This is a genomic window from Arthrobacter sp. TB 23, from assembly GCF_000294595.1.
Taxonomy (GTDB): domain Bacteria; phylum Actinomycetota; class Actinomycetes; order Actinomycetales; family Micrococcaceae; genus Arthrobacter_D.
Genome location: NZ_ALPM01000065.1, coordinates 20,514 through 42,993, shown reverse-complemented (window position 1 = coordinate 42,993; position 22,480 = coordinate 20,514). Strand labels below are relative to the sequence as shown.

Annotated in this window: 20 protein-coding genes, 1 tRNA gene and 1 other RNA gene; 11 read left to right on the top strand and 11 right to left on the bottom strand. The window is 63.5% G+C overall.

Annotated elements, in window-relative coordinates; all coding sequences use genetic code 11:
- Positions 1–94: 94 nt before the first annotated feature.
- The 6 genes from fabF to aceE all read right to left on the bottom strand — a co-directional run bounded on the left by fabF (position 95) and on the right by aceE (position 8,105).
- A complete protein-coding gene (fabF, locus tag B384_RS0109620) occupies positions 95–1,330 on the bottom strand; it encodes a beta-ketoacyl-ACP synthase II (RefSeq protein WP_019482901.1) in 1,236 nt (411 codons plus the stop codon).
- A gap of 104 nt (positions 1,331–1,434) precedes the next feature.
- The gene (locus B384_RS0109615) at positions 1,435–1,680 is read right to left on the bottom strand and encodes an acyl carrier protein (protein WP_019482900.1); all 246 of its coding nucleotides are present in this window, start codon (positions 1,678–1,680) and stop codon (positions 1,435–1,437) included.
- An 83-nt stretch (positions 1,681–1,763) separates the two neighbouring features.
- A complete protein-coding gene (locus B384_RS0109610; RefSeq protein ID WP_019482899.1) occupies positions 1,764–2,816 on the bottom strand; it encodes a beta-ketoacyl-ACP synthase III in 1,053 nt (350 codons plus the stop codon).
- On the bottom strand, positions 2,813–3,778 hold the full coding sequence (locus B384_RS0109605; RefSeq protein WP_019482898.1) for an ACP S-malonyltransferase: 966 nt from the start codon (positions 3,776–3,778) through the stop codon (positions 2,813–2,815). Before B384_RS0109605 ends, B384_RS0109610 begins: the two co-directional genes overlap by 4 nt.
- Before the next feature lie 96 nt (positions 3,779–3,874).
- Positions 3,875–5,110, bottom strand: coding sequence for a PucR family transcriptional regulator (locus tag B384_RS18450; RefSeq protein ID WP_019482897.1), 1,236 nt, complete (start codon positions 5,108–5,110; stop codon positions 3,875–3,877).
- A 256-nt stretch (positions 5,111–5,366) separates the two neighbouring features.
- On the bottom strand, positions 5,367–8,105 hold the full coding sequence (aceE, locus tag B384_RS0109595; RefSeq protein ID WP_019482896.1) for a pyruvate dehydrogenase (acetyl-transferring), homodimeric type: 2,739 nt from the start codon (positions 8,103–8,105) through the stop codon (positions 5,367–5,369).
- A gap of 348 nt (positions 8,106–8,453) precedes the next feature.
- On the opposite strand from aceE, the gene B384_RS0109590 reads away from it, so the two are divergent.
- The 5 genes from B384_RS0109590 (at position 8,454) to B384_RS18445 (ending at position 10,900) form a co-directional block, all read left to right on the top strand.
- Positions 8,454–8,873 (top strand): DUF3052 domain-containing protein, encoded by a 420-nt coding sequence (locus B384_RS0109590; protein WP_019482895.1) that lies wholly within the window; start codon positions 8,454–8,456, stop codon positions 8,871–8,873.
- A gap of 1 nt (position 8,874) precedes the next feature.
- Complete coding sequence (locus B384_RS0109585) at positions 8,875–9,357, top strand: peroxiredoxin (RefSeq protein ID WP_019482894.1); 483 nt, start codon at positions 8,875–8,877, stop codon at positions 9,355–9,357.
- Complete coding sequence (locus B384_RS0109580) at positions 9,357–10,292, top strand: NAD-dependent protein deacetylase (RefSeq protein ID WP_019482893.1); 936 nt, start codon at positions 9,357–9,359, stop codon at positions 10,290–10,292. Before B384_RS0109585 ends, B384_RS0109580 begins: the two co-directional genes overlap by 1 nt.
- 87 nt (positions 10,293–10,379) lie before the next feature.
- A tRNA-Val gene (locus B384_RS0109575) sits at positions 10,380–10,455 on the top strand.
- A 103-nt stretch (positions 10,456–10,558) separates the two neighbouring features.
- Positions 10,559–10,900 carry a DUF732 domain-containing protein gene (locus B384_RS18445; RefSeq protein WP_019482892.1) on the top strand — a complete coding sequence of 114 codons (342 nt, stop codon included), beginning with the start codon at positions 10,559–10,561 and terminating at the stop codon, positions 10,898–10,900.
- A gap of 66 nt (positions 10,901–10,966) precedes the next feature.
- On the opposite strand, the gene B384_RS0109565 is transcribed toward B384_RS18445, so the two are convergent.
- Positions 10,967–13,012: an acyltransferase family protein gene (locus tag B384_RS0109565; RefSeq protein ID WP_083850899.1), complete on the bottom strand. Its 2,046-nt coding sequence runs from the start codon at positions 13,010–13,012 to the stop codon at positions 10,967–10,969.
- A gap of 214 nt (positions 13,013–13,226) precedes the next feature.
- On the opposite strand from B384_RS0109565, the gene gndA reads away from it, so the two are divergent.
- Positions 13,227–14,666, top strand: a complete 1,440-nt coding sequence (gene gndA / locus B384_RS0109560; protein WP_019482890.1) for an NADP-dependent phosphogluconate dehydrogenase — start codon at positions 13,227–13,229, stop codon at positions 14,664–14,666.
- Between the two features lie 104 nt (positions 14,667–14,770).
- Here gndA and epsC read toward each other — a convergent pair whose 3' ends face one another.
- The 3 genes from epsC to msrA form a co-directional block, all read right to left on the bottom strand.
- Entirely contained in the window at positions 14,771–15,358 is a 588-nt protein-coding gene (epsC, locus tag B384_RS0109555; RefSeq protein WP_019482889.1) for a serine O-acetyltransferase EpsC, read from the bottom strand.
- A gap of 23 nt (positions 15,359–15,381) precedes the next feature.
- Positions 15,382–16,317 carry a cysteine synthase A gene (gene cysK / locus B384_RS0109550; protein WP_019482888.1) on the bottom strand — a complete coding sequence of 312 codons (936 nt, stop codon included), beginning with the start codon at positions 16,315–16,317 and terminating at the stop codon, positions 15,382–15,384.
- Between the two features lie 100 nt (positions 16,318–16,417).
- Positions 16,418–16,942, bottom strand: a complete 525-nt coding sequence (gene msrA, locus B384_RS0109545; RefSeq protein ID WP_026041086.1) for a peptide-methionine (S)-S-oxide reductase MsrA — start codon at positions 16,940–16,942, stop codon at positions 16,418–16,420.
- A 110-nt stretch (positions 16,943–17,052) separates the two neighbouring features.
- On the opposite strand from msrA, the gene B384_RS0109540 reads away from it, so the two are divergent.
- The 3 genes from B384_RS0109540 (at position 17,053) to B384_RS0109530 (ending at position 19,782) form a co-directional block, all read left to right on the top strand.
- Complete coding sequence (locus B384_RS0109540) at positions 17,053–17,952, top strand: Nif3-like dinuclear metal center hexameric protein (protein WP_019482886.1); 900 nt, start codon at positions 17,053–17,055, stop codon at positions 17,950–17,952.
- 113 nt (positions 17,953–18,065) lie between these two features.
- The gene (locus tag B384_RS0109535) at positions 18,066–18,806 is read left to right on the top strand and encodes a zinc ribbon domain-containing protein (protein WP_019482885.1); all 741 of its coding nucleotides are present in this window, start codon (positions 18,066–18,068) and stop codon (positions 18,804–18,806) included.
- 4 nt (positions 18,807–18,810) lie between these two features.
- Positions 18,811–19,782: a reverse transcriptase-like protein gene (locus B384_RS0109530; RefSeq protein WP_019482884.1), complete on the top strand. Its 972-nt coding sequence runs from the start codon at positions 18,811–18,813 to the stop codon at positions 19,780–19,782.
- A gap of 4 nt (positions 19,783–19,786) precedes the next feature.
- Here the strand turns inward: B384_RS0109530 and B384_RS0109525 are convergent, their stop codons facing one another.
- Complete coding sequence (locus B384_RS0109525; protein ID WP_019482883.1) at positions 19,787–20,551, bottom strand: YaaA family protein; 765 nt, start codon at positions 20,549–20,551, stop codon at positions 19,787–19,789.
- A 108-nt stretch (positions 20,552–20,659) separates the two neighbouring features.
- On the opposite strand from B384_RS0109525, the gene rnpB reads away from it, so the two are divergent.
- Positions 20,660–21,064, top strand: an RNA gene (gene rnpB, locus B384_RS19700) — RNase P RNA component class A.
- 115 nt (positions 21,065–21,179) lie between these two features.
- Positions 21,180–22,463 carry an MFS transporter gene (locus tag B384_RS0109520; RefSeq protein ID WP_083850898.1) on the top strand — a complete coding sequence of 428 codons (1,284 nt, stop codon included), beginning with the start codon at positions 21,180–21,182 and terminating at the stop codon, positions 22,461–22,463.
- The last annotated feature ends 17 nt before the right edge of the window (positions 22,464–22,480 follow it).

Here is a 22,480-nt window from a genome sequence, read left to right as displayed (position 1 = left end):
CTCAACCTCTTCCAGGAAAAGTCAAAGGCGCCGTCCCCTGAGGGGCGGCGCCTTTGACTTTCGCTGGGTCGCTGGGGGCGAACCCGCTGACTTACTAGACGCTGCGAACAACTATCACAGCGTTGTGTCCGCCAAAGCCGAACGAGTTGCTCAGCGCCACCAGATCACCAGCAGGAAGCGTGCGCTCGGTGGTGACAATGTCCAGCGGAATTTCAGGATCCTGGTTCTCCAGGTTGATCGTGACAGGCATCTTGCGATCATAGACAGCGAGGACCGTCATCACCGCTTCAACGGCACCTGAAGCGCCGAGCAAATGGCCGGTCTGCGACTTGGTTGCTGACACCGCCACATTGTCGATGTGTGAACCCAGCGCTGTCTTCAGAGCCACGTATTCGGGTTTGTCACCAACGGGAGTGGATGTTGCGTGTGCGTTCACATGCGAAATATCCGATGGCTGCACCCGTGCGTCGAACATGGCGGCCTTCAACGCCCGCGTAGCGCCCAATCCGCCGGGATCGGGAGCAGTGATGTGGTAGGCATCGGCGGTGACCGATGTGCCAGCGAGTTCGCCGTAGATCCGGGCTCCGCGAGCCAGAGCATGTTCCTCAGCCTCGATGAGGAGGGCCCCAGCACCTTCACCCATGACGAATCCATCTCGCCCGGTGTCGTAGGGACGTGACGCATGCTCGGGATCGTCGTTGCGACGCGAAAGCGCGTGCATCGACGCGAACGCGGCAATTGGCATGGGGTGGATAGCAGCTTCGGCGCCGCCACACATGACGACGTCGGCCTTCCCGGAGCGAATCAGCTCAAGCCCCTGGTGGAGTGCTTCGGTGCCCGAAGCACACGCCGAGACCGGCGTGTGGGCACCCGCGCGGGCACCCAGGTCCAAGCTGACGGCCGCTGCAGGCCCATTGGGCATCAACATGGGCACCGTCATGGGCAGCACACGGCGTGGGCCCTTGGCGCGGAGGGTGTCCCACGCATCCAGCAGGGTCCACACCCCGCCGATACCGGTTGCGAAGGCTACCGCAAACCGATCATGATCAATTTCTTCAAGCCCGGAATCCCGCCAGGCTTCGCGGGCTGCGATGACCGCGAACTGGGTGGACGGATCCATGCGCTTGGCTTCGACTCGCGAGAGGACCTCGCTGGCAGGGGTGGTGACCTGTGCCGCGAAGGTCACAGGCAGCTCGTACTCCTGGACCCAGTCGGCTTCGATGGTTCGAGCACCGGAAACACCTTTGAGGGCGTTCTTCCACATGGTGGGAACGTCGCCGCCGATGGGCGTCGTCGCGCCTAGGCCAGTGATCACTACTTTGCGTGCCATGGTTCACTCTCTAAAACGTGGGGGTGTTGCGATGGAACGTGCTGGTGGGCGTCTTCCGGGCCGCCGGCACCCGAGGATGCCGGCGGCCCCGAAGTCTGAAAAATCTAGGCCTGCGCGCCGGAGATGAAGTTGACGGCGTCGCCGACGGTCTTCAGGTTCTTGACCTCTTCGTCGGGGATGCGAACGCCGAACTTTTCCTCGGCGTTGACCACGATGGTCATCATCGAGATGGAGTCGATGTCCAGGTCATCGGTGAAGGACTTGTCCATCTCAACCGACTCTGGTGCAAGACCAGTTTCCTCGTTGACGATTTCGGCCAGTCCGGCCAGGATTTCTTCGTTGCTAGCCATGGATGGCTCCTTTTCTTGTCTAGCCGGATCAATGACCCGACATGGTTAATCAAACCGCGGTTGACGGTTTGGCTTGGGGAAATCTAGGGGAGTACTATCACCTGTGCGCCGAACACCAACCCGGCGCCAAAACCGATCTGCAGCGCAAGACCGCCACTCAGGGCGGGATTTTCCTGCAGCATGCGGTGCATGGCAAGTGGAATGGAGGCGGCGGAGGTGTTTCCCGCGTCTACGATATCGCGAGCCACCTCGACATGCTCGGGAAGCTTGAGTTGCTTGACCATTTCATCGATGATGCGGATATTCGCCTGATGAGGGACAAACGCGACCAGGTCGTCAGCTGTGACCCCGGCTTCGTCGAGAGCACGTTGTGCCACCTTGGCCATTTCCCAGACAGCCCAACGGAAGACGGTCTGCCCGTCCTGGCGCATGGTGGGCCAGGAGGCCTTCGGCGCGTCGTCGAGGGATCCACCCACTGCGGCAACCGAGGCCAACTCGGCATCCCGGATGTCGAGGAGCGAGTGGGACATCCGGATGGCCTGGTGCTTGCTGCCATCGGAGCCCCAGACGGACGGACCAATCCCGGCGCTGTCGGCAGGACCGATCACCACCGCGCCGGCCCCGTCGCCCAGCAGGAAGGAAATAGTGCGGTCTGCGTTGTCGATGAAGTCCGACAGCTTCTCAACGCCCACCACCAGCACGTACTCGGCAGTTCCGGCGTGCACCATCGCATCAGCCTGCGCAATGCCATAGCAATAACCTGCACAGGCTGCGGAAATGTCGTAGGCCGGCGCCGGAGTTGCTCCCAACCGGTCGGTGAGCTGGGCGGCTGCCGAGGGAGTGGCATAGGGGTGGGTCACGGTTGAGACGAGCACGGCGTCGAGCTGGGATGCCTCAATGCCAGCGTTCTCCAGAGCGCTTCGGGCAGCAGCTTCGGCCATGTCGATCACACTGGTGTCCCGGTCGGCGCGATGCCGCGTCACAATCCCGGTACGCTGCCGGATCCACTCATCAGAAGAATCTATCCACTGACAGACGTCTTCATTGGTCACAATGACATCGGGGCGGAAAGCCCCAATACCGAGGATGCGGGTGTGCTCGCGCAGTGGAGCTTGCTTCAAAGCCGGGGCGTTCACGAATGTCCTTCTGCGATGGGGGAAATGACCGGATCCGGTGTACGGGAATGCTCATCAATGAAGGCAGCCGCAGCATCAAGATCCTCTGGCGATTTTACGGCCAATGTGGGGGTCCCGCGTATTCCGCGCTTCATCAGGCCGGTTAAAGTACCCGCCGGCGAAAGTTCGATCACCCCGGACACACCCATCTGTTCCATCTGGGCCATGCAGAGATCCCATCTGACCGGCCGGGATACCTGGGCGATCAGACTGTCCAGATTGCCCTCCCCAGTGACCACCGGTGCCCCATCAAAGTTGGACAACAGGGTGGCGGCCGGTGCCATCGGCATCAGGGACCCTCTCAGCTCCTGCAGCGCTGTCGCAGCCGGGCTCATGTGATGAGTGTGGAAGGCGCCCGCCACCTTGAGGGGGATGACTCGGGCCTTGGCTGGCGGATCGGCTGTCAAAGCCGCGAGCTGCTCCAGGGTGCCGGCAGCGACTACCTGGCCACCACCATTGCAGTTCGCCGCTGTCAGGCCGTGCCGCGCAAGTACGGTGGCGACGTCGTCGGGATCTCCACCCAGCACTGCACTCATACCGGTGGGAACGACCGCAGCCGCCTCCGCCATCGCTGTCGCTCGGACGCGAACAAATGTTACGGCGTCCTGTTCGGACAATGCACCGGAAATGGCCGACGCCGTCAGCTCGCCGACCGAGTGACCGGCGACAACTGTCGCTGCAGTCATTGGACGATTGGCCAGCAGTACACGGGCTGTCACCAAGCCGGCAGCAACAATCAGGGGTTGCGCCACCGCCGTGTCCTTGATCGTTTCCTCATCGGACTCGGTGCCGTGCCGGATGAGATCCAGACCGGCCTGGCCGCTGAGGGAGTCGAGATGATCAGAGACGCCCGGAAGTTCCAACCAGGGGCTCAGGAAACCGGGCGTTTGGGACCCCTGACCGGGGCAGACGATTGCAAGCACTTTTCAAGCTTTCCAAACTGGGAGAGGTTTATTGGGTATCCCGGTGCACGAAGCTCCGGGGGTCGCTTTGTAGGAAGTCTACAACGAGGGACCGGGTTACGGACGAGTAACAGGGCGCTCGGCCGGCCCTGGCGATGGTTGGGACAGTCTGCCCACCACGAGCGCCGTCTGCAGGACAAACGCCTCACGGGGGAGCAACGGATCCCATCCGGTGATGTCGCAGACCCGTCGTAGCCGGTAGCGAACGGTGTTCGCGTGGACGAACAACGCGCGGGAGGTTGCCTCAAGCGAATGCCCCAGATTGAGGTAGGAGGACAGGGTCTCCTCGAGGCCATTCGATGCACCCACCAGCGGACGGTAGATGTTGCGAATCAGCGCCTTTCGCGCCGTGTCGTCGCCGGAGATGACCCGTTCCGGCCACAGGTCGTCGGCAGCAACCGGGCGTGGCGCGGCAGGCCAGGCGCGCGCCGCGGTCAGTCCGGCGAAAGCCGCCTGCGCTGAGCTGCTCGCGGCCACCAGGGATTCGGATTCGGGTCCGTACACCACAGGCCCCGGCCCAAACAGATCACTCAAACGGCTGTAGGTGCTTTCGTTGTTCTCCACCCCGCCGAGGACGAGGATCAACCGGTCGCCCTGGATTCCCACCAGGGTGTCTTCGGCGATTCGATCGGTGGTGCGCCGCAACTCGTTGAGGAATAGGGCGTTGGGCTCCGGCGGAGAACTGCCTACCATGACGGTAATTCTGGCCTGGGACTGCCAGCCCACTGCGGCGATCCGTGAACGCAAGGCGTCCGAACTTTCCCCGCGGAGGATGGCGTCGACCACGAGTGCTTCGAGCCGGGTGTCCCAGGACCCACGGGTCTCAGCGGCCCGCGCGTACACGTCGGCAGCAGCAAATGCCACCTCCCGTGAATAGCGTAGAACGGCTTCGCGGAGTGCGCCCTGGTCGGCGTCAGCTGCCAGGTCAGGCACCCGGTCCTCGACCACTTGAACCACTACGCGGATCAGTTGCAGCGCCTTCTGCAGGCTGATTGAGCGGGTGAGCTCGGTTGGCGCGGTGCCAAAAACGTCGCTGAGGACCCAGGCCGGCGAAACCGGGCGCTGATACCAGTTAACGAAAGACGCGATTCCCTTTTGCGCCACCAGTCCCAGAGCAGACCGCTCATCCGGACGTAATCCCCGGTACCAGGGCAGCGACGCATCGAGTTGCTGCAGGGTGGCGGTTGACAGGGCGCCGATCTTCGACTTCAGCCGCTCCACCGTGTCCGGGTCGGCTACAGGGATCTGAGCCCTACGGGAACTGGGTGGAAAGGGGCGTTCGGACACAGGCATGGGTTGAGCATACGTCCCCTCGGCGTCAGGCTCCATTTTGTGCGGAGGCTACAAACACGCCGCCAGCGCGCCACCCACCCAACAGAAACGGCCCTGGGCCTCAGATTCGCCGGTTGCAACCGGCAAACCTGAGCCCGAGGGCCGTTTCTGACTCGAGCGAGCGACTGTGCCCGCCGACGCTGTACCTACCTAGGCCGTGTCAGCCCGCCGGCGTGTGCCTGCCGACGCCGCCGCAGTCGCTAGCCCACTGTGCGGGCTAGCTGTCCCCGCCGGTGTTGCCGGTGGTGCCGGCGTTCACATCAAGCAGCTTGTACTTGTCGATCGCTTCGGCGGGCGCTCCAGCGTCCACCTCCCCGCGGCGTGCCAGCATCTCGAGGGCTCGCACCACCACGGAGTGGCTGTCGATCTTGAAGAACCGGCGTGCCGCGGCCCGGGTGTCGGAGAAACCGAACCCGTCGGCGCCGAGCGTCGCGAACTCGTTCGGCAGGAACTGACGCACCTGGTCCGGAATAGCCTTCATGTAGTCGGTCACTGCCACGATCGGACCGGTGGCGCCTTCGAGTTGCTGGGTGATGAACGGTACCCGGGCATCTTCGGACGGGTTCAGGAACGCGTCCTCTTCAGCCGCGAGCCCGTCCCGGCGCAACTCGTTCCAGGAGGTCACCGACCACACGTCAGCGGAGACACCCCAGTCGTCAGCGAGAATCTGCTGCGCTTCCAGGGCCCACGGCACCGAGACTCCGGAGGCAAGCAACTGGGCGCGCGCTCCGTCGATCTTGGCCGGCGACAGCAGATAAATGCCCTTGAGGATCCCCTCGACGTCGAGCTCTTCCGGTTCCTTGGGCTGCAGGATCGGCTCGTTGTAGACCGTGATGTAGTACATCAGGTTTCGGTCCTCTGACCCTTCGCCATACATGCGCTTCAAACCGTCCCGCACAATGTGGCCGATTTCGTAGCCGTAGGCCGGATCGTAGGTGACCACTGCCGGGTTGGTGGAGGCCAGCAGTGGGGAGTGCCCATCAGCGTGCTGTAGCCCTTCACCGGTCAGGGTGGTGCGGCCCGCGGTGGCCCCGATGATGAACCCGCGGGTCATCTGGTCGGCTGCAGCCCAGTAGGAATCGCCGGTGCGCTGGAAGCCGAACATCGAGTAGAACACGTAGACGGGGATCAACGGTTCGCCGTGGGTGGCGTAGGCAGTTCCGGCGGCGGTGAACGCTGCTACCGAACCAGCCTCGTTGATACCTGCGTGTAGGATCTGCCCTTCGACCGACTCTTTGTAGGCCAGGACGAGGTCCCGGTCCACCGACAGATAGTTCTGCCCATTCGGGTTGTAGATCTTGGCCGTCGGGAAGAACGAGTCCATCCCGAAGGTGCGTGCCTCATCAGGGATGATCGGCACCACCCGGTTGCCGAACTCCTTGTCCCGCATCAGGTCCTTCAACAGCCTGACGAACGCCATGGTGGTGGCAGCCATCTGCTTCCCGGAGCCGCGCTTGGCTACCTCGTAGGCCTTGTCGCCCGGAAGGGTAATCTCCGTGTGCTTGTTCCGGCGCTCGGGGACAAAGCCGCCCAGTGCCTTGCGGCGGTCCAGGAGGTACTTGATCTCGGGGGCATCCGCACCTGGGTGGTAGTACGGGGCGTTGTAGAGGTCGTCGTCGATCTGCTCGTCGGAGACGGGGATGCGAAGGTGGTCCCTGAACGCTTTCAGGTCTTCCGACGTCAGCTTCTTCATCTGGTGGGTCGCGTTGCGTCCCTCGAAGTGTGGTCCGAGACCATAACCCTTGACCGTCTTGGCCAGGATGACGGTCGGCTTCCCCTTGAACTCGGTTGCGGCTTTGTAGGCGGCGAAAACCTTGCGGTAGTCGTGGCCACCCCGCTTGAGCTTCCAGACGGCGTCGTCGCTGTAGTCAGCGACCATTTCCTTGGTCTGCGGCGTCTTTCCGAAGAAGTGCTCGCGGACAAATCCACCGGATTCTGCCTTGTATGTCTGGTAGTCGCCGTCGGGCGTGGAGTTCATGATCCCGACGAGAGATCCGTCCTCGTCCTTCTCCAGCAGCTCGTCCCACTCGCGGCCCCAGACCACCTTGATGACGTTCCAGCCGGCGCCCCTGAAGAACGCCTCAAGTTCCTGCATGATCTTGCCATTACCGCGCACCGGCCCGTCGAGGCGCTGCAGGTTGCAGTTGATGACGAAGTTGAGATTGTCCAGCCGTTCGTTGGCTGCAAGCTGCAGCAGGCCGCGCGACTCCGGTTCGTCCATTTCGCCGTCGCCGAGGAACGCCCAGACCTGCTGGTCGGAGGTGTCCTTGATGCCACGGTTGTGGAGATACCGGTTGGACTGGGCCTGGTAGATCGCGTTCATGGGGCCGATGCCCATCGACACGGTGGGGAATTCCCAGAACTCCGGCATCAGGCGCGGGTGCGGGTATGAGGAGAGGGCATGGCCCTCTTTCGACTTCTCCTGTCGGAATCCGTCGAGGTCTTCCTCGGTCAGGCGTCCCTCAAGGAAAGCCCTGGCATACATCCCGGGGGAGGCATGGCCCTGGAAGAACACCTGATCGCCACCGCCCGGGTGGTCCTTGCCGCGGAAGAAGTGGTTAAAACCGACTTCGTAGAGCGTGGCCGCGCCCGCATAGGTGGAGATGTGGCCGCCGACCCCGATTTCGGGGCGCTGAGCGCGGTGCACCATGACGGCCGCATTCCAGCGCATCCAGGCGCGGAACTTGCGCTCGATCTCTTCGTCACCCGGGAAGTCGGGTTCCTGGTCCACCGGGATGGTGTTCACGTAGTCCGTCGTTGTCACCATCGGCACACCGACGCTCCGCGCACCGGCACGCTGCAACAGCGAACGCATGATGAATTGGGCCCGTTCGGTGCCCTGGACCCGGATCAGCTCATCGAGGGATTCAATCCACTCGGCTGTTTCTTCCGGATCACCGTCCGTGCCGCCGGCCAAATTGCTTAGAATCTCCGGTCCACCCTGCTCTACAGCCACGCCAAACCTCTCCCACTTCGCAGATGATTTCTGCGATGCTCAAAACTGCCGCAACGGAGCTGTACTCCGAAGCCTGTCTGTAGCCACAATCCAAGATTGTCAGGATCGTGACGGATCACTTAGTTACTCTAGCCGCGACGTGCCGGGGATGCGTAGCCGGGACGGGGTGACAAGCGGCTCAGCGCGGCGAAGACCGGCTATAAGGTGTAGGTATGCAGGCAATAGACCGCTGGAAACCCGTGCTGGCTTGATGCATGGCGTTAAAGGGTGTTGGCTGGTAATAATGCATATCAACGTAACTAGTGGTCCCATCCCCAGGATGGTCCACAGTCTTTCGGGAGGACAACAGTGAGCGAGGCCGAAGCCGCCACAGCGGATACCGTGGCGGGCAAGTTGGGTTTCAAGGACGGGGACCTGCTGCAGGAACTCGGATACGACGAGGATGTGGACTTCGATTTCCGCGCCACCCTCGAAGATGAAACCGGATCGGAATTGCTCACGGAAGACGATCAGGACGTTGTCGACGGTGTGCTCCTCTGGTGGCGCAGCGACGACGGCGACCTGGTCGACGCGCTCGTGGATTCCCTGACCTGCCTCGACGAGGGTGGCACTGTGTGGGTACTCACCCCCAAGTCCGGACGCGACGGCTACGTTGCTCCCTCCCTGATCCAGGAAGCGGCACCAACCGCTGGACTGCACGCGACGTCGTCGGCCGGTGTGTCAAAGGATTGGGCAGCCACCCGTTTGGTCAGCCGACGGAAAAGCTAGCATGACCGGGCTCCCGGCAATCGGCGAGCCAGCGCCGGACTTCGCACTGTCAAATCAGTTCGGCGAAACAATTCGTCTTGGCGACCTGCGCGGGACACCAGTCGCGCTGGTGTTCTACCCCTTCGCCTTCTCGGGTGTCTGCACCGGTGAGCTCTGCGAGTTGCGTGACAACCTGGCCATGTTCGACGACGACGGCGTCCGCCTCCTCGCGGTCTCGGTGGACTCGAAGTACACCCTGCGGGCCTACGCCGAAGAGCAGGGCTTCGGCTTCGATCTACTGGCGGACTTCTGGCCGCACGGCGCCCTCGCAATCCGATACGGGGCCTTTGATGCCACCCGTGGTTACGCCGAGCGGGCCACCTTCCTGATCGACCCGGACGGGGTCATCGCAGCGACCTTCAGAACCGAACTCGGAGCCCCTCGTCCGCTTCGGGCCTACCAGACGGCACTGACCACCCTTGCCGCACCGGTGCAACTCTCCTGATGACCGCCAACGCTCCCGATGCCAAAGCCCCTAAAGGTTTAGGGTTGACTGGTTTCGCCAGCGGCGATCCTGTGGCCACCGGCCAGGCCCTCACCGCAGAGCAGGGGAGGGCGATGGGGGCGGTAGTCGAGTTGCTGAGCGGCCACCGACTGGCGGTGCTGACCGGGGCCGGACTCAGCACAGATTCGGGGATCCCCGATTATCGCGGCCCCGAATCGGTTCCCCGGAGCCCCATGACCTATCAGCAGTTCGTCGGGGACGAACTACTGCGGCGCCGCTATTGGGCCCGGAACCATGTGGGCTGGCATCATCTCCGTCACGCGGACCCCAATCCCGGACACCTGGCGTTGGCAACACTCGAGGCGCGGGGTCTGCTGTCCGGGCTGATTACTCAGAACGTTGACCGGCTCCACTCGGCCGCTGGTAGCGCCGAGGTGATCGACCTGCATGGCACCTACGACCGCGTGGTATGCCTGCAATGCCGGACGCAATACAGCCGCGCCGAGATCGCCGTCCTCCTTGAAGCACTCAACCCCGGTTATCTGGAGCGTGAGTCCGACGCCGGGGACGTGGCACCCGACGCCGACGCCGACATCGACGACACCGGCGATTTCGTCATGGCCCCCTGCCCCAACTGCTCAGGCATGCTGAAACCAGACTTTGTGTACTTCGGAGAGAACGTGCCGAAGGACAGGGTTGCCGAGGCCTACCAGGTGGTCGATGCAGGCGATGCCCTCCTGGTGGCCGGATCGTCGCTGACGGTAATGAGTGGACTGCGTTTTGTACGACACGCATCGAAGGCAGGCAAGCCGGTGGTAATCATCAATCGGGGTAAGACCCGAGGCGACGATCTGGCCAATCTCCTGGTGGACATCGGGGTGTCGGAGGCGTTGACCTTCCTCGTCGAATCCCTGCCGGACCTAGAGCGCCGTTAGCCCGGCGGCGATTGGCATTCTATTTGGAATGCCAGTAGAGTAATTCTTCGTTGGTTGGCCGGTCCAAGGACCGCCGGCAACGTGTTCGGGTCTTTAGCTCAGCTGGTAGAGCGCCACGTTTACACCGTGGATGTCATCGGTTCGATCCCGGTAGGACCCACCACCGAAAACCCCGTCATCTCAAGCGACAGAGCTTGAGAAGGCGGGGTTTTTCCATTGCCAATCACCTACGGCCTTGACAGCGGGCGGGCAGGAGCCATCGGGCTATGAACCGGAGAACAACGAACCAGGCCGCCAGCGCGGCCACGCTCTGTCTGCTGGCTGGGCTGGCGGGNGGCTGCGGGTCAGCCGGCGGAGCCGCCAGCTCTGCCACTTCCCAGGAACGGTTTCTCACCGAATTGCGCCAGGCGGCACCCGACTCAGCGTACTCAAAGGACGAACAGCTCCTCGCCACCGGTCAGCATGTCTGTGAGGAACTGGCGGCTGGAACCGACCTCGAACACCTCAGCGCCCGCAACCCTGCGGAGAATCTCACCGACGAAACCGTCGAACGGATCCGGATCACCCAGGCCCTCGCCTCCCAGCACCTCTGCCCTGACGCTGCCTAGGGACCCGCCGCCTCGGGACTGACGCCGCTTAGAGACCCGGCGCTGCCTAGCTTCTCGCCCCGCCCGCTACTGGACCTTGTCCAACTCGTCTCCCAGCGGTCCCGCCAACGCCCGGCTGAACTCGGTGGTGATGTGGTGCTCGTCCCGGTAGACCAGCAGGTCGCCAATGATTGAGGGGCAGATATCGGTGCACAGGTAGCCGTTGAGATCGACATAGAAGGAGTTGTTCCCCTCGCTCGTGGCTCGCTTCTCCAGTGCGATGACATCCTCATCCACGCCCTCAGCCCGGTCCAGGTCACACCTGCTGGCATCCTCGGTGTTTTGCGACAAACAGTCCAGCGGAGACGCATCGTGACTGGGCGTATCGGCCAGCACCACGGCCCGCGATGACTCTGGCAGGGCCTCCAGGGTGGAACGCAGGCCCGCTTCCCACTGCTCGAGCAGCCCTCTCGGCGTGTCGACCGGCGACACCTCTCCGAAGTTGCTGAGCAGGACCAGTTCGGGGCCCAGTGCGTTGACGTAGCTCAGGGCGCTCTGGCGCCACTCTTCGCACTCGGAATAGGGGGACTCTTCATGCAGGATCCCGATATCCACTGACGGACAGCTGGATTTGGTCAGATTATGCAGCCGATAGGAATTTTCGGCGGCGTAGGCCTCTACGGCGGGGAACCATTGGACGGCATGGGAATCTCCGAACAGCACAATGTCCCGCTCTGCGGTGTTCTCCCCATAGACGCAGTCGGCCTGGACGACCGTGGCGGCAAAGTCAGCATGGCAGCCGTCCTGATAAATCCCGGGAACGCTGTCGGGCGCATCGCGGAGGGCGGGCGTCAGGTTGGCGGGCACGAACGTGGACCCGGTGGGGGAGACCTGCAACGGTTGGGCGACGGCGTTCCGGGTGCTGGCAATGGGAGTGCTGCTCTGCACCGCGCTGAGGCCGGCGGCGACGGCAACGAACGCCAACGACGCTACTGCAGCAGTGGCGATGACCCGGCCGGAACGGACCGGTGCACCCGCCCCCGGATGCCTGAAGCGGGTTTCGACAAACCTGTACAACAGGACGGCGAGGGGCACGCTAAGCACGCCAAGGACGAGCGTCAGATAGAGCGGCAGCGGGTTCTCGTAGCCAACAGCGGCCTGCGGGATGATCAGCAGCGGCCAATGCACCAAATAGATCGAGTAGGACCAGGCGCCGATCTTCTGCAGGGGCCGAAATCCGAGCACCCTGCCCGCCCCGCCAGTCGGACTCGCGCTGCCACACACGATCACAGCCGCGGTGGACAGGACCGGAAGCAGCGCAGCCCACCCAGGAAATACGGTGCTTGAGTTCAGGACCACGAGGCTGACGGCGATGCCTGCCATGCCCACCCAGGTTCCGATGGCCGCGGTCCTGCCCTTCAGGCTGATCAGCCCAGCATGAAGAGCGAATGCTGCGAGTGCACCGACCCCCAATTCCCAGGCCCGCGTCGGCAACAGGAAAAATGCTGCCGGCTGCGAGGTGGTGGTCATGATGACACACAGAACGAATGACGCCGTGACAATCGCCAGGACCACCCAGAACAGGCGCTTGATGGATTTGCTGACAAGCAGGAAACCCAGCAGAAGAATCAACGGCCAGAAGAGGTAGAACTGCTCCTCAATTCCCAACGACCAGTAGTGCTGGAACGGTGACGGCGCTGTTTCGGTGAGATAGTCGGCCCCCTGCGCGGCGAACACCACGTTGGGGACATAGAGTGCGGTGGCAATGGCATCCTGGAGGGCGCCCAGCCGGGTGGACGGCGGAAGGAAGAGCAAGGAGGCCAACGTCGTCAGCGCAAGGACAGCGAACGACGCTGGAATGATCCGCCTGATCCGTTTGGCATAGAACTCGCCGAACGGGATCCGGCCGTGTGCCTGAAGCATCGAAATTAGCTGGCCGGTGATCAGGAAGCCGGAGATCACGAAGAAGATGTCCACCCCGACGTACCCGCCCGGAACCACCGCCAGTCCGGCGTGGTACAGGACCACGGCGCCGACCGCTATTGCGCGCAGCCCCTGGATATCAGGCCGGAACGACGCCGACTGCCGGGCAGGTGGAGAAGAAATGACATGTCCTTTCGCCGGGGATGCCATGGTTAACGTATATCAATTCTGCAACGATGTGTGGATTGCGGGTTGACTGCTGGACATTTTCTGTTTAAGGCATCATCGTCACGATCCGACCCCGTCTGGCCACTGGGCTACCGGCAGTAATAGGGTGAAAGCACTGCTTCGTAACACGGGGCTAGCCAGCTGTCCGCGTATCGGCCCGCCTCAGTGGGGGCACAAACCCAGTATTGGAGACTTCATGAGTGCACAGATCGGTGTCACAGGCCTTGCGGTCATGGGCGCAAATTTGGCCCGCAACCTTGCGCGTAACGGTTACACCGTTGCGTTGCATAACCGCTCGATCGAGAAGACCGACGTCCTGTTGGAGAAGCACGGCCACGAAGGTGACTTCATTCGCACCGAATCCCTGCAGGAACTCGTCGATTCTCTCGAAACGCCGCGCCGGGTGCTGATCATGGTCAAGGCTGGCGGCCCGGTGGACTCGGTAATCGGCCAGCTCGAGCCGCTGCTCGAAAAGGGCGACATCATTATCGACGCCGGTAACTCGCACTACGAGGACACTCGCCGCCGGGAAGCTGAGCTGGCGACCAAGGGCCTGCACTTTGTGGGCGTCGGTGTCTCTGGGGGCGAGGAAGGTGCACTGCTGGGCCCATCGATCATGCCGGGCGGCTCCCGCGAGTCCTACGATTCACTTGGACCGATGCTCGAGAAAATCTCCGCCAAGTACAACGACGAGCCATGCTGCCGCTGGATCGGCACCGACGGGGCCGGTCATTTTGTAAAAATGGTCCACAACGGCATCGAGTACGCCGATATGCAGGTCATCGGCGAGGCCTACGACCTCCTGCGGTCGGGCGCTGGCATCGAGCCAGCCGAACAAGCCAGGATCTTCACCGAATGGAACACCGGCACCCTCTCATCGTTCCTGATCGAGATCACCGCCGAGGTGCTCGCCCACACCGACGCCAAAACGGGCAAGCCCTTCGTTGACGTCGTCGTCGACTCTGCGGGCCAGAAGGGGACCGGCCGCTGGACAGTGGTTTCGGCGCTCGAACTGGGCAGCCCGACGTCGGGGATCGCCGAGTCGGTGTTCGCCCGAGGTCTGTCGTCGCAGCGTGACCAGCGTGCCCAGGCACAGGAGATCCTCGCCGGCCATGAAGGGTCCGTGGAGCTTCCCGAGACCTTCGTCGAGGACGTTCGGTTGGCTCTGTACGCCTCCAAACTGGTCAGCTACGCGCAAGGCATCGATATGCTCACCGCAGCGGCCAAGGAGTACGGCTGGGAGCTGAAGCTGGATGAGATTGCTTCGCTGTGGCGTGCCGGTTGCATCATCCGGGCCGAACTGCTGGACGACATCATGAAGGCCTACGCCACCGCTGACGGTCAACCAGCCAACCTGCTGCTTGCCCCGGCCTTCGCTGAATCCATCGCCGGAGCGCTTCCGGCCTGGCGCCGGGTCGTCTCGACCGCCGTCCAGCTCGGCATCCCGGTGCCGGTGTTCTCGGCGTCGCTGGCATACTATGACGGGCTCCGTCGTCGACGCCTGCCTGCAGCCCTCACCCAGGGCCTGCGGGACCTGTTCGGTGCCCACACCTACAACCGGGTGGACATCGACGGCACCTTCCACACCCTCTGGGGCGAAGACAAGTCGGAAATCGAAGCCGTCGACACGCACTAGAACACCACTGGTCACGGCAGCACCGGTACGTAGCGGCTGTTAACTGAGGATTGGCCCGGCAAATTGCCGGGCCAAACCTCTTTAACGGTGCGCTAGATGTTGCGCTAGATGTACAGTGCCGGATCGATGTACTCCGCCGGGTCAACGGCCGGAAGGTTTTCCCGCGCCGAATCGCGATGCCGGTAGGTCGCCGGGATGCCGGTCGCAATTGAATCGGGCGGCGTGTCCTTGACGACGACGGCGTTGGCGCCGATGGCGCTTCCGGCGCCGATAGTGATCGGTCCGAGCACCTTCGCGCCAGCGCCGATCGTGACCCGGTCACCGATGGTTGGATGCCGTTTGACCTTTTCCAGGGACCGTCCACCCAGCGTGACGCCCTGATACAGCATTACGTCCTCACCGATTTCGGCGGTTCCGCCGATCACCACACCCATGCCGTGGTCGATGAAAAACCGCCGGCCAATGGTCGCTGCGGGGTGGATTTCAATCCCCGTCGCCGCCCGGGCCAGCTGCGCCAGCAGCCGGGCCGGGAACCGTAGACCGGGTCTGGCCCACATCCGGTGCGTCAGGCGGTGCACCCAGATTGCGTGCAGGCCGGAATAGACCAGCCCATTCTCGAAGGAACCCCGGGCGGCCGGATCGTGTTCGCGGGCCGTCTGAAGATCCTCGTGCAGTCGCGCTAAAAAACTCACAGACTACTTTCTGTTGAGGGGTGTTAGCCCCTGATGTCGTCAAACAGGACAGTTGAGATGTAACGCTCACCGAAGTCGCAGACCACAGCCACAATGAGCTTACCTGCGTTCTCCGGCCGCTTGGCGAGCTCCAGGGCCGCCCAGACGATGGCGCCGGAAGAGATGCCACCGAGGATGCCTTCCTGGGTTCCGAGGGCGCGTGCAACCCGTACCGAGTCCTCGACGGAGGCGTCGATAACCTCGTCGTAGGCGTTCCGGTCAAGAATTTCGGGGATGAAGTTGGCGCCAAGGCCCTGGATCTTGTGGGGGCCTGGGGCTCCACCATTCAGGATCGGCGAATCGGCTGGTTCCACCGCGACGATCTGAACGCCAGGCTTGCGTTCCTTGAGGACCTGCCCGACGCCGGTGATGGTTCCGCCGGTGCCAACACCCGCCACAAAGATGTCAACGGCACCGTCGGTGTCTTCCCAGACTTCCTCCGCAGTGGTGGCGCGGTGGATGGCCGGGTTGGCTTCGTTGGCGAACTGCTGGGCCCAGATAGCGTTCTCGGTGGTCGCCACAATGTCCTTGGCCTTGTCCACGGCGCCACGCATGCCCTCGGACCCGGGGGTCAACACAATCTCGGCGCCATAGGCACGCAACATCACCCGGCGTTCGGTGGACATCGTCTCGGGCATGGTGAGCAGCACCCGGTAGCCGCGTGCAGCGCCCACCATGGCAAGGGAGATGCCGGTGTTACCGGAGGTGCCTTCAACGATGGTTCCGCCCGGCTTGAGCGCTCCTGCCTTCTCGGCGGCGTCAATGATGGCCACCCCGATCCGGTCCTTGACGCTGTTTGCGGGGTTGTAGAACTCGAGCTTGACAGCGACCTGGGCGTCGAGGCCCTTGGTCAGACGGTTCAGGCGCACCAGGGGGGTGCGACCTACCAGCTGGGTGACGTCGTCGTAAATTTTTGCCATGGGTACCTACCTAGGTTGGAAGTCGGGACTTGTCCGCCGGATGCTCCGGTGCACGCTGGGATTCAGCCTAGCGGCGCGGGTGTGCGGGCGGGCGGGTGCGTTACTCGATCAGCCATTGGGCGTAATACTTCCGCGCCTTGGCCAGCTTGGGGTTGATGATCACCTGGCAGTACCCCTGCTCGGGGTGCTTGGCATAGAAATTGTTGTGCCATTCCTCGGCCAGGTGGAAGCGGGGGAGCCGGCTGACCTCGGTGACGATCGGCGTGGACCAGCTCTCCTGGTTCCGTTCAATGGAACGCTCGAACAGTTCCTTCTGCTCGGTGTCCTGGTAGAACATTGACGACCGGTACTGGGTACCGACGTCGTATCCCTGGCGGTTGAGGGTGGTCGGATCGTGCGACACGAAATACATGTCAAGGATCACCTCCGGCGGGATGATCGATTCGTCGAAGGTCACCGCCACTACTTCGGCGTGACCGGTGGTGCCGGTGCAGACCGCGTCGTAGTCAGGGTCCGGGGTGTGACCGCCGGTATAGCCGGAGATGACGTCGGTGACGCCGCGGGTTTTTTGGTAAAGGGCGTCGAGGCACCAGAAGCAGCCTCCGCCAAGTACGAATGTCATCATGCCTATAACAATGCGTTGCCGATCCAGAAGATTCCCGAGGCGCACGATCAGTGCCAACGGGGACCCCCAAAATTGGGCCTGAGCAGCAATTGCGGGGTACAACTAGTGCTATGGAAGCTGATCATCAGACCGCTGAGCAACCCTCCGAGCAGCCCACCGAAGGCGCTACGACGCCGAGTGTGGGCGATGCCCTGTTAGCCATTGAGGAACTGTGGCCCGAGGCCCTGGCCGAGAGCTGGGACGCGGTCGGCCTGGTGGTCGGGAGGCCGGAGCGCAGCGCGGCGAAAATCCTGTTCGCCGTCGATCCGACCCACGCCGTGATCAGTGAGGCCCTTGACTGGGGCGCTGACCTGGTTATCGTCCATCACCCCCTGATGATGAAGCCCGTGAATTCGGTGGCGGCCAGCCACTTCAAGGGCGATGCGGTGCACCGTCTGATTGAGGGCGGGTGCGCCCTCGCCACAGTCCACACCAACGGCGATAGCGCCGTCGGCGGCGTATCGGATGTGCTGGCAGACGCGTTCGGGCTGGAGGACGTCGAACCCCTCTCCAAATCCGCTGATGGGCTCCCGGAGGAGGGCATCGGGCGTGTCGGTAATCTCACCGAGGCGACCACCCTGGGTGATTTCGCCGGCGTGGTGTTCTCGATCCTGCCGGCGGTAGCGGGAGGAGTACGCGTTGCCGGTGACCGCGACGCAGTGGTACGCCGGGTTGCTGTGTGCGGCGGAGCAGGCGACAGCCTCTTCGAGAAGGTACGGGAAAGCCGCGCCGACGTCTACGTGACCGCTGACCTGCGCCACCACCCGGTGTCGGAAGCGCGCGAAGCGGCCGGGGATGGCAGGCCATACCTGATCGATGTGTCACACTTCGGCAGCGAATGGCTCTGGCTGACGCCCGCTGCCGCAGCCCTGGAGAATGTGCTGGCCGATCAGGGATTCACCGCCGAGATCAGGGTCAGCACCGTCAACTCAGACCCCTGGGATTTTGTCCTGACGCCCGGCACCGACTAGCCGGAAACCAGGCAGTCGGCCCACGAAGGTTCACGGCTCCTCGACGGTGACCGGACCGTGCTCTGTGCAATAGGGTGGATGGACGCCCCATCAGCAACTGCGGAGGTTTTACTGTGGCAAAAGCACCACCGGCAGAGCAGCTTCGGCTGTTGGAACTACAGGCGCTCGACTCGCGGCTGAACCAGCTGCAACGTCAGGCGGCCACAGCGCGGGCTAATCCGGCCATTGCTGAGCTTTCCTCACAGCTTGAAGGGACCGACGGCGACCTGGTGCGCGCCGAAACGGCACTCCTCGATCTTGAGCGTGAACTGACCCGCTCCGAGGATGACGTGCAGTCGGTCGTCAACCGGCTCGAGCGCGACCAGAAGCGACTGGACAGCGGCACGGGCAGTCCCAAGGACCTGATAGCCCTGCAGAGCGAAGTCGCGTCCCTGACCAAACGACGCTCAGATCTTGAAGACGTCGAACTGGACATCATGGAACGGGTCGAATCGGCCCGCGGAGCCAAACAGTCGGCGCAACAGTTGAAGGACGACGCCCGGGAGCGTCTCGCCGCCATCGAATCCACCCGCGACGCCGAACTGGCCACCATTGCAGCCGAGGCGGACTCGGTCAAAGCCGAGCGCGCCGAATTGGCAGCGACCTTCGAGGCTGGTCTTCTCGCCTTGTACGAAAAGACCCTCGCCCGCCGCGGTGTGGGTGCTGCGCGCCTGTTCCATGGCACCTCTGAAGGCTCGGGAATGCAGCTGAGCCCCGGCGACCTCGCTGACCTCCGCAAAGCTGCCGAGGACGACCTCGTGTTTTGCCCGGATTCGGGCGCCATTCTGGTGCGATCCGACGAGTGGGGCAACTGAGCCGGTGCCCGCTGAACAAACCCTTTTTGACCACGCCGACGAAACCCCCACCACGGCAACTCCGCGGTTCCTGATTGTGGAAGCCGACGGCGGATCCAGGGGCAACCCCGGCCACGCCGGCTACGGCGCCCTGGTGCGCGACCCGGAATCCGGTGCCATCCTGGTGGAGAAGGCCGCCTACATCGGCAAGGCGTCCAACAACGTCGCCGAGTACTCAGGCCTCGTTGCCGGTCTGGAACTGGCCAACGAGCTCGATCCCACCTGCCGGATCCTCGTCAAGATGGACTCCAAGCTCGTGGTTGAGCAGATGGAGGGCCGCTGGAAAATCAAGCACGCAGACATGCAGGCTTTGGCCCGAAAGGCCCGGGCGGTGCTGGATCCCCGGCGGGTGAAGTACCAGTGGATTCCGCGGGAGATCAACAAGGACGCCGATCGTCTGTCCAACGAGGCGATGGACGCGGGCATGGCCGGCACCCCCTGGGTGCCGCGCAGCCTCTCTCCAGCCAGCGCCCGACCGGCAGCAGAGACAGCTGAGTCTGGGCCTGAGCCGGTCAGGGCGCCGTCCGGACGGCTGCACCATGTTGAGCTGTGGGTCAGTGATTTGCAGGCGGCCACAGCTTCCCTCGGCTGGTTGCTGCTGCAACTTGGTTTCACAGCCAGGGAAACCTGGGCGGACGGCGCCAGCTACGTCGGCGCCGACGGGCTGTACCTGGTGATTGAAGCAGGCCCTGATGTCACCGGCGAGCTTCACGAACGACGTCGGCCCGGGTTGAATCATCTGGCATTCCGGGCCGGAAGCCCGGCTGAGGTGGATTTACTGGCACGCCGCGCCACAAGCCATGGCTGGACGCCGATGTTCGCCGACGCGTACCCGCACGCCGGTGGCCCGCAAAGTTACGCAGCTTACCTGGAGAACGCGGCCGGTTTTGAAGTGGAGCTGGTCGCCGACTGGGACGGACCAGCTCAATCCACCTGAGCGACTAGCCCTGCAGGATGATGCTGAGCTGGGCTGGTTTGCGTGAGGTGGCCGGGGTGAGTTCGGCTTGCCACTGCTCGCGGGCAGCCTTCAGCAGCTGATCCGGTGTGGTGGGGCGGCTGGACCGCCGGGTAATCAAATGCCGGGCCAGCAGTCCGCGGGTGTGCTTGGCTGAGTGGGACACCACTGAACGCTTGCCGTCCCGCTCCAGCAGCACGTTCACCGCGACTGTCCGCTCGGGGACACCAGCCCAGGCCGCCCCATAGGTGCTGGAGCGGCAGTCAACGATGAGCGAATCGCCGGACCGGTGATCCAGGGGACCGGCAAGGCGTTGCTTCCAGAAGGAGGCGAGCGTACCGGTGCCGGGAAGTGACACCGACATGGACAACCGGTAGGCAGGGATCGCATCGGCGAAGCCAAGGGCCCCCCAGAGCGCAGAGATCACCACCACCGATTCCTGAGCCTTCCGGCGTTGCACCGGGGTGAGGGTGCTGTAACCCAGCGCGTCGTACAGGACCCCCGAGTAGACCTGGTAGGCCGGTGCCGCGGGCTGATCCAGCAGGGTGATGTTGCGGAGCACCTCGGCGCCCAGCGACGGGCCGACACCAAGGATACGGTGAGCGTCCGGGCCGGTGCTGGCGATAGCCAGGGATCCCAGCACCGTTTGGCGGGCGGCCGTGAGCTCAGGGAACTGAAGACCTCCGAGATTCACGGCAGAGCCCTTCACCGCTGGGGATTTACCTTCGGACGGGGGCAGCAAAATCAGCACCGCACCACTTTACCCAGGTTCACCGCCCCCATAATGCCGGGTACCGAGGACCACCAGTCGTTGGACGATTAAGGACAGGGCCGCCAGCCGCGTAGAATCGGGTGCGGATGGGTTGACTAGGCGGCCGCGTTGCACCGACTCAAGCGCCTGGCGCGAGGGATCGGTGCACCGAGGAACGTCCGGGCTCCGCAGAGCAGGGTGGTGGGTAACGCCCACTCGGGGTAACCCGCAGGAAAGTGCCACAGAAAACAGACCGCTGCAGCCCGCAGCAATGCGCTGTAGTAAGGGTGAAAAGGTGGTGTAAGAGACCACCAGCGTGCCGGGTGACCGGCGCGGCTCGGTAAACCCCACCCGGAGCAAGGCCAGACAGGGCGCGTTTGAAGGCTGCTCGCCTGAGTGTCCGGGTAGGCCGCTGGAGGGCGTCGGCAACGGCGTTCGTAGATGGATGGCCGCCACTTCACCACCGGCGACGGTGGTGAAGGACAGAACCCGGCGTATCGGTCAACCCATCCCCAAAAAACCGGTGATTATCTCTGCGTCAGGGCCGCTGGTCAAGACCCCGGAACGAAGTTCAAATAGAATTCCCGATCTGGCCAGTGAAGCGATTCCGCTCGGTTACGCTATCCCAATGACCGACACCCTGGTGCCCCAAAAGTCGTTGCTGGTACGCAACCGCAACTTTCGGGCACTGTGGCTTTCCAGCACCGTCGGGGTGCTGGGAACGGCGGTCACCTCCATCGCCTTCCCCGTTATTGCCGTCATCGAACTGCAGGCCAGCGACTTCGCTGTGGCCGCGCTGGCAGGAATGACTTTCCTCCCATGGCTGCTGCTGGGGTTGCCGGTGGGAGTCTGGGTGGACCGGTGGCCACGGAAGCCGGTGATTATTTGGTCCCTGATCGCGCGAATCCTCGTGCTGGCGACCCTGCCGGTGGCGTTCTGGTTCGGCATCATGTCTATCGCCCAACTGTTCATTGTCTCCTTCCTTGTCGGCCTGTCGGCAGTCTTCTTCACCCTGGCTGACCAGGCGTTGATACCCCAGGCGGTGTCGAAGGATGAGCTGGTCGAAGGCAACGGCCTGATGACGGCGTCGTCGGCGTCCGCGGACGCGGCCGGTCGCGGCCTGGCCGGCTGGTTGACCGTGGCGTTCGGCGCCTCCAATTCCTTGCTGGTGCAGATCGCGACGTCGGTTGCCTCCCTGTTCGCCATTTCGTCCCTGAAGCTCAAGGAGGCGCAGCCGCACCAGGGGGAGCGGCGGATCTTCCGGGAGATGAAGGACGGGCTGCGCTACACGTTCAGCACCGGTCCGCTGCGGGCGATCCTGTTCAACGCGGCGCTCTGGAATCTGGGCGGAAGTATGGTCGCATCGCTTTTGGTGCTTTTGGTGCTTCGGACCCTCAACGAGTCCGAGATCTGGCTGGGCGTGCTCCTGGCCGCAGCGTCCGTCGGGGGAGCGTTGGGCGGTATTACCGTCAAGGGCGCCACCGACCGGTTTGGGTCCGGCCCGGTCTGGCGCTATTCGATGGTGCCCGGCGTGCTGGGCTACGCCTCGCTGCTGGTCATGACCCCGGGCTACGGAATGCTCTGGGGCGTGCTGGGCCTGTTCCTGATGGGCGTGTGCGTCGCCTGGAACATCGTGGTCGGGGCAGCCTTCAGACAGCGGGTTTGCCCGCCCACCATGATGGGCAGGCTCGGGGCCGCTTCCCGGATGGTCAGCTGGGGGATGCTGGGGATCGCCAGTATCCTCGGTGGCATCCTGGCAGAGCTGGTCGGAATCTGGACCGCTATCCTGATCGGCGTCATCCTGACGGCCGGAGCACCCCTCGTGGCGATCTTTGGGCCGCTCCGCCGCGTCGAGCGGCTTGAGGATCTCGAACCCGGGCAGGAGCCGGGTGCCGCCGCCAAAGAGGTCTAGCGGCCACGGACCACCGG

What these genes read in the sequence shown, in the direction of transcription:
- B384_RS0109565 (WP_083850899.1), bottom strand. Translation starts at nt 13,012, where the DNA reads ATGGCATCCCCGGCGAAAGGACATGTCATTTCTTCTCCACCTGCCCGG.
- B384_RS18450 (WP_019482897.1), bottom strand. Translation starts at nt 5,110, where the DNA reads ATGCCTGTGTCCGAACGCCCCTTTCCACCCAGTTCCCGTAGGGCTCAG.
- B384_RS0109585 (WP_019482894.1), top strand. Translation starts at nt 8,875, where the DNA reads ATGACCGGGCTCCCGGCAATCGGCGAGCCAGCGCCGGACTTCGCACTG.
- B384_RS0109580 (WP_019482893.1), top strand. Translation starts at nt 9,357, where the DNA reads ATGACCGCCAACGCTCCCGATGCCAAAGCCCCTAAAGGTTTAGGGTTG.
- B384_RS0109520 (WP_083850898.1), top strand. Translation starts at nt 21,180, where the DNA reads ATGACCGACACCCTGGTGCCCCAAAAGTCGTTGCTGGTACGCAACCGC.
- B384_RS0109615 (WP_019482900.1), bottom strand. Translation starts at nt 1,680, where the DNA reads ATGGCTAGCAACGAAGAAATCCTGGCCGGACTGGCCGAAATCGTCAAC.
- msrA (WP_026041086.1), bottom strand. Translation starts at nt 16,942, where the DNA reads ATGATGACATTCGTACTTGGCGGAGGCTGCTTCTGGTGCCTCGACGCC.
- gndA (WP_019482890.1), top strand. Translation starts at nt 13,227, where the DNA reads ATGAGTGCACAGATCGGTGTCACAGGCCTTGCGGTCATGGGCGCAAAT.
- fabF (WP_019482901.1), bottom strand. Translation starts at nt 1,330, where the DNA reads ATGGCACGCAAAGTAGTGATCACTGGCCTAGGCGCGACGACGCCCATC.
- cysK (WP_019482888.1), bottom strand. Translation starts at nt 16,317, where the DNA reads ATGGCAAAAATTTACGACGACGTCACCCAGCTGGTAGGTCGCACCCCC.
- B384_RS0109540 (WP_019482886.1), top strand. Translation starts at nt 17,053, where the DNA reads ATGGAAGCTGATCATCAGACCGCTGAGCAACCCTCCGAGCAGCCCACC.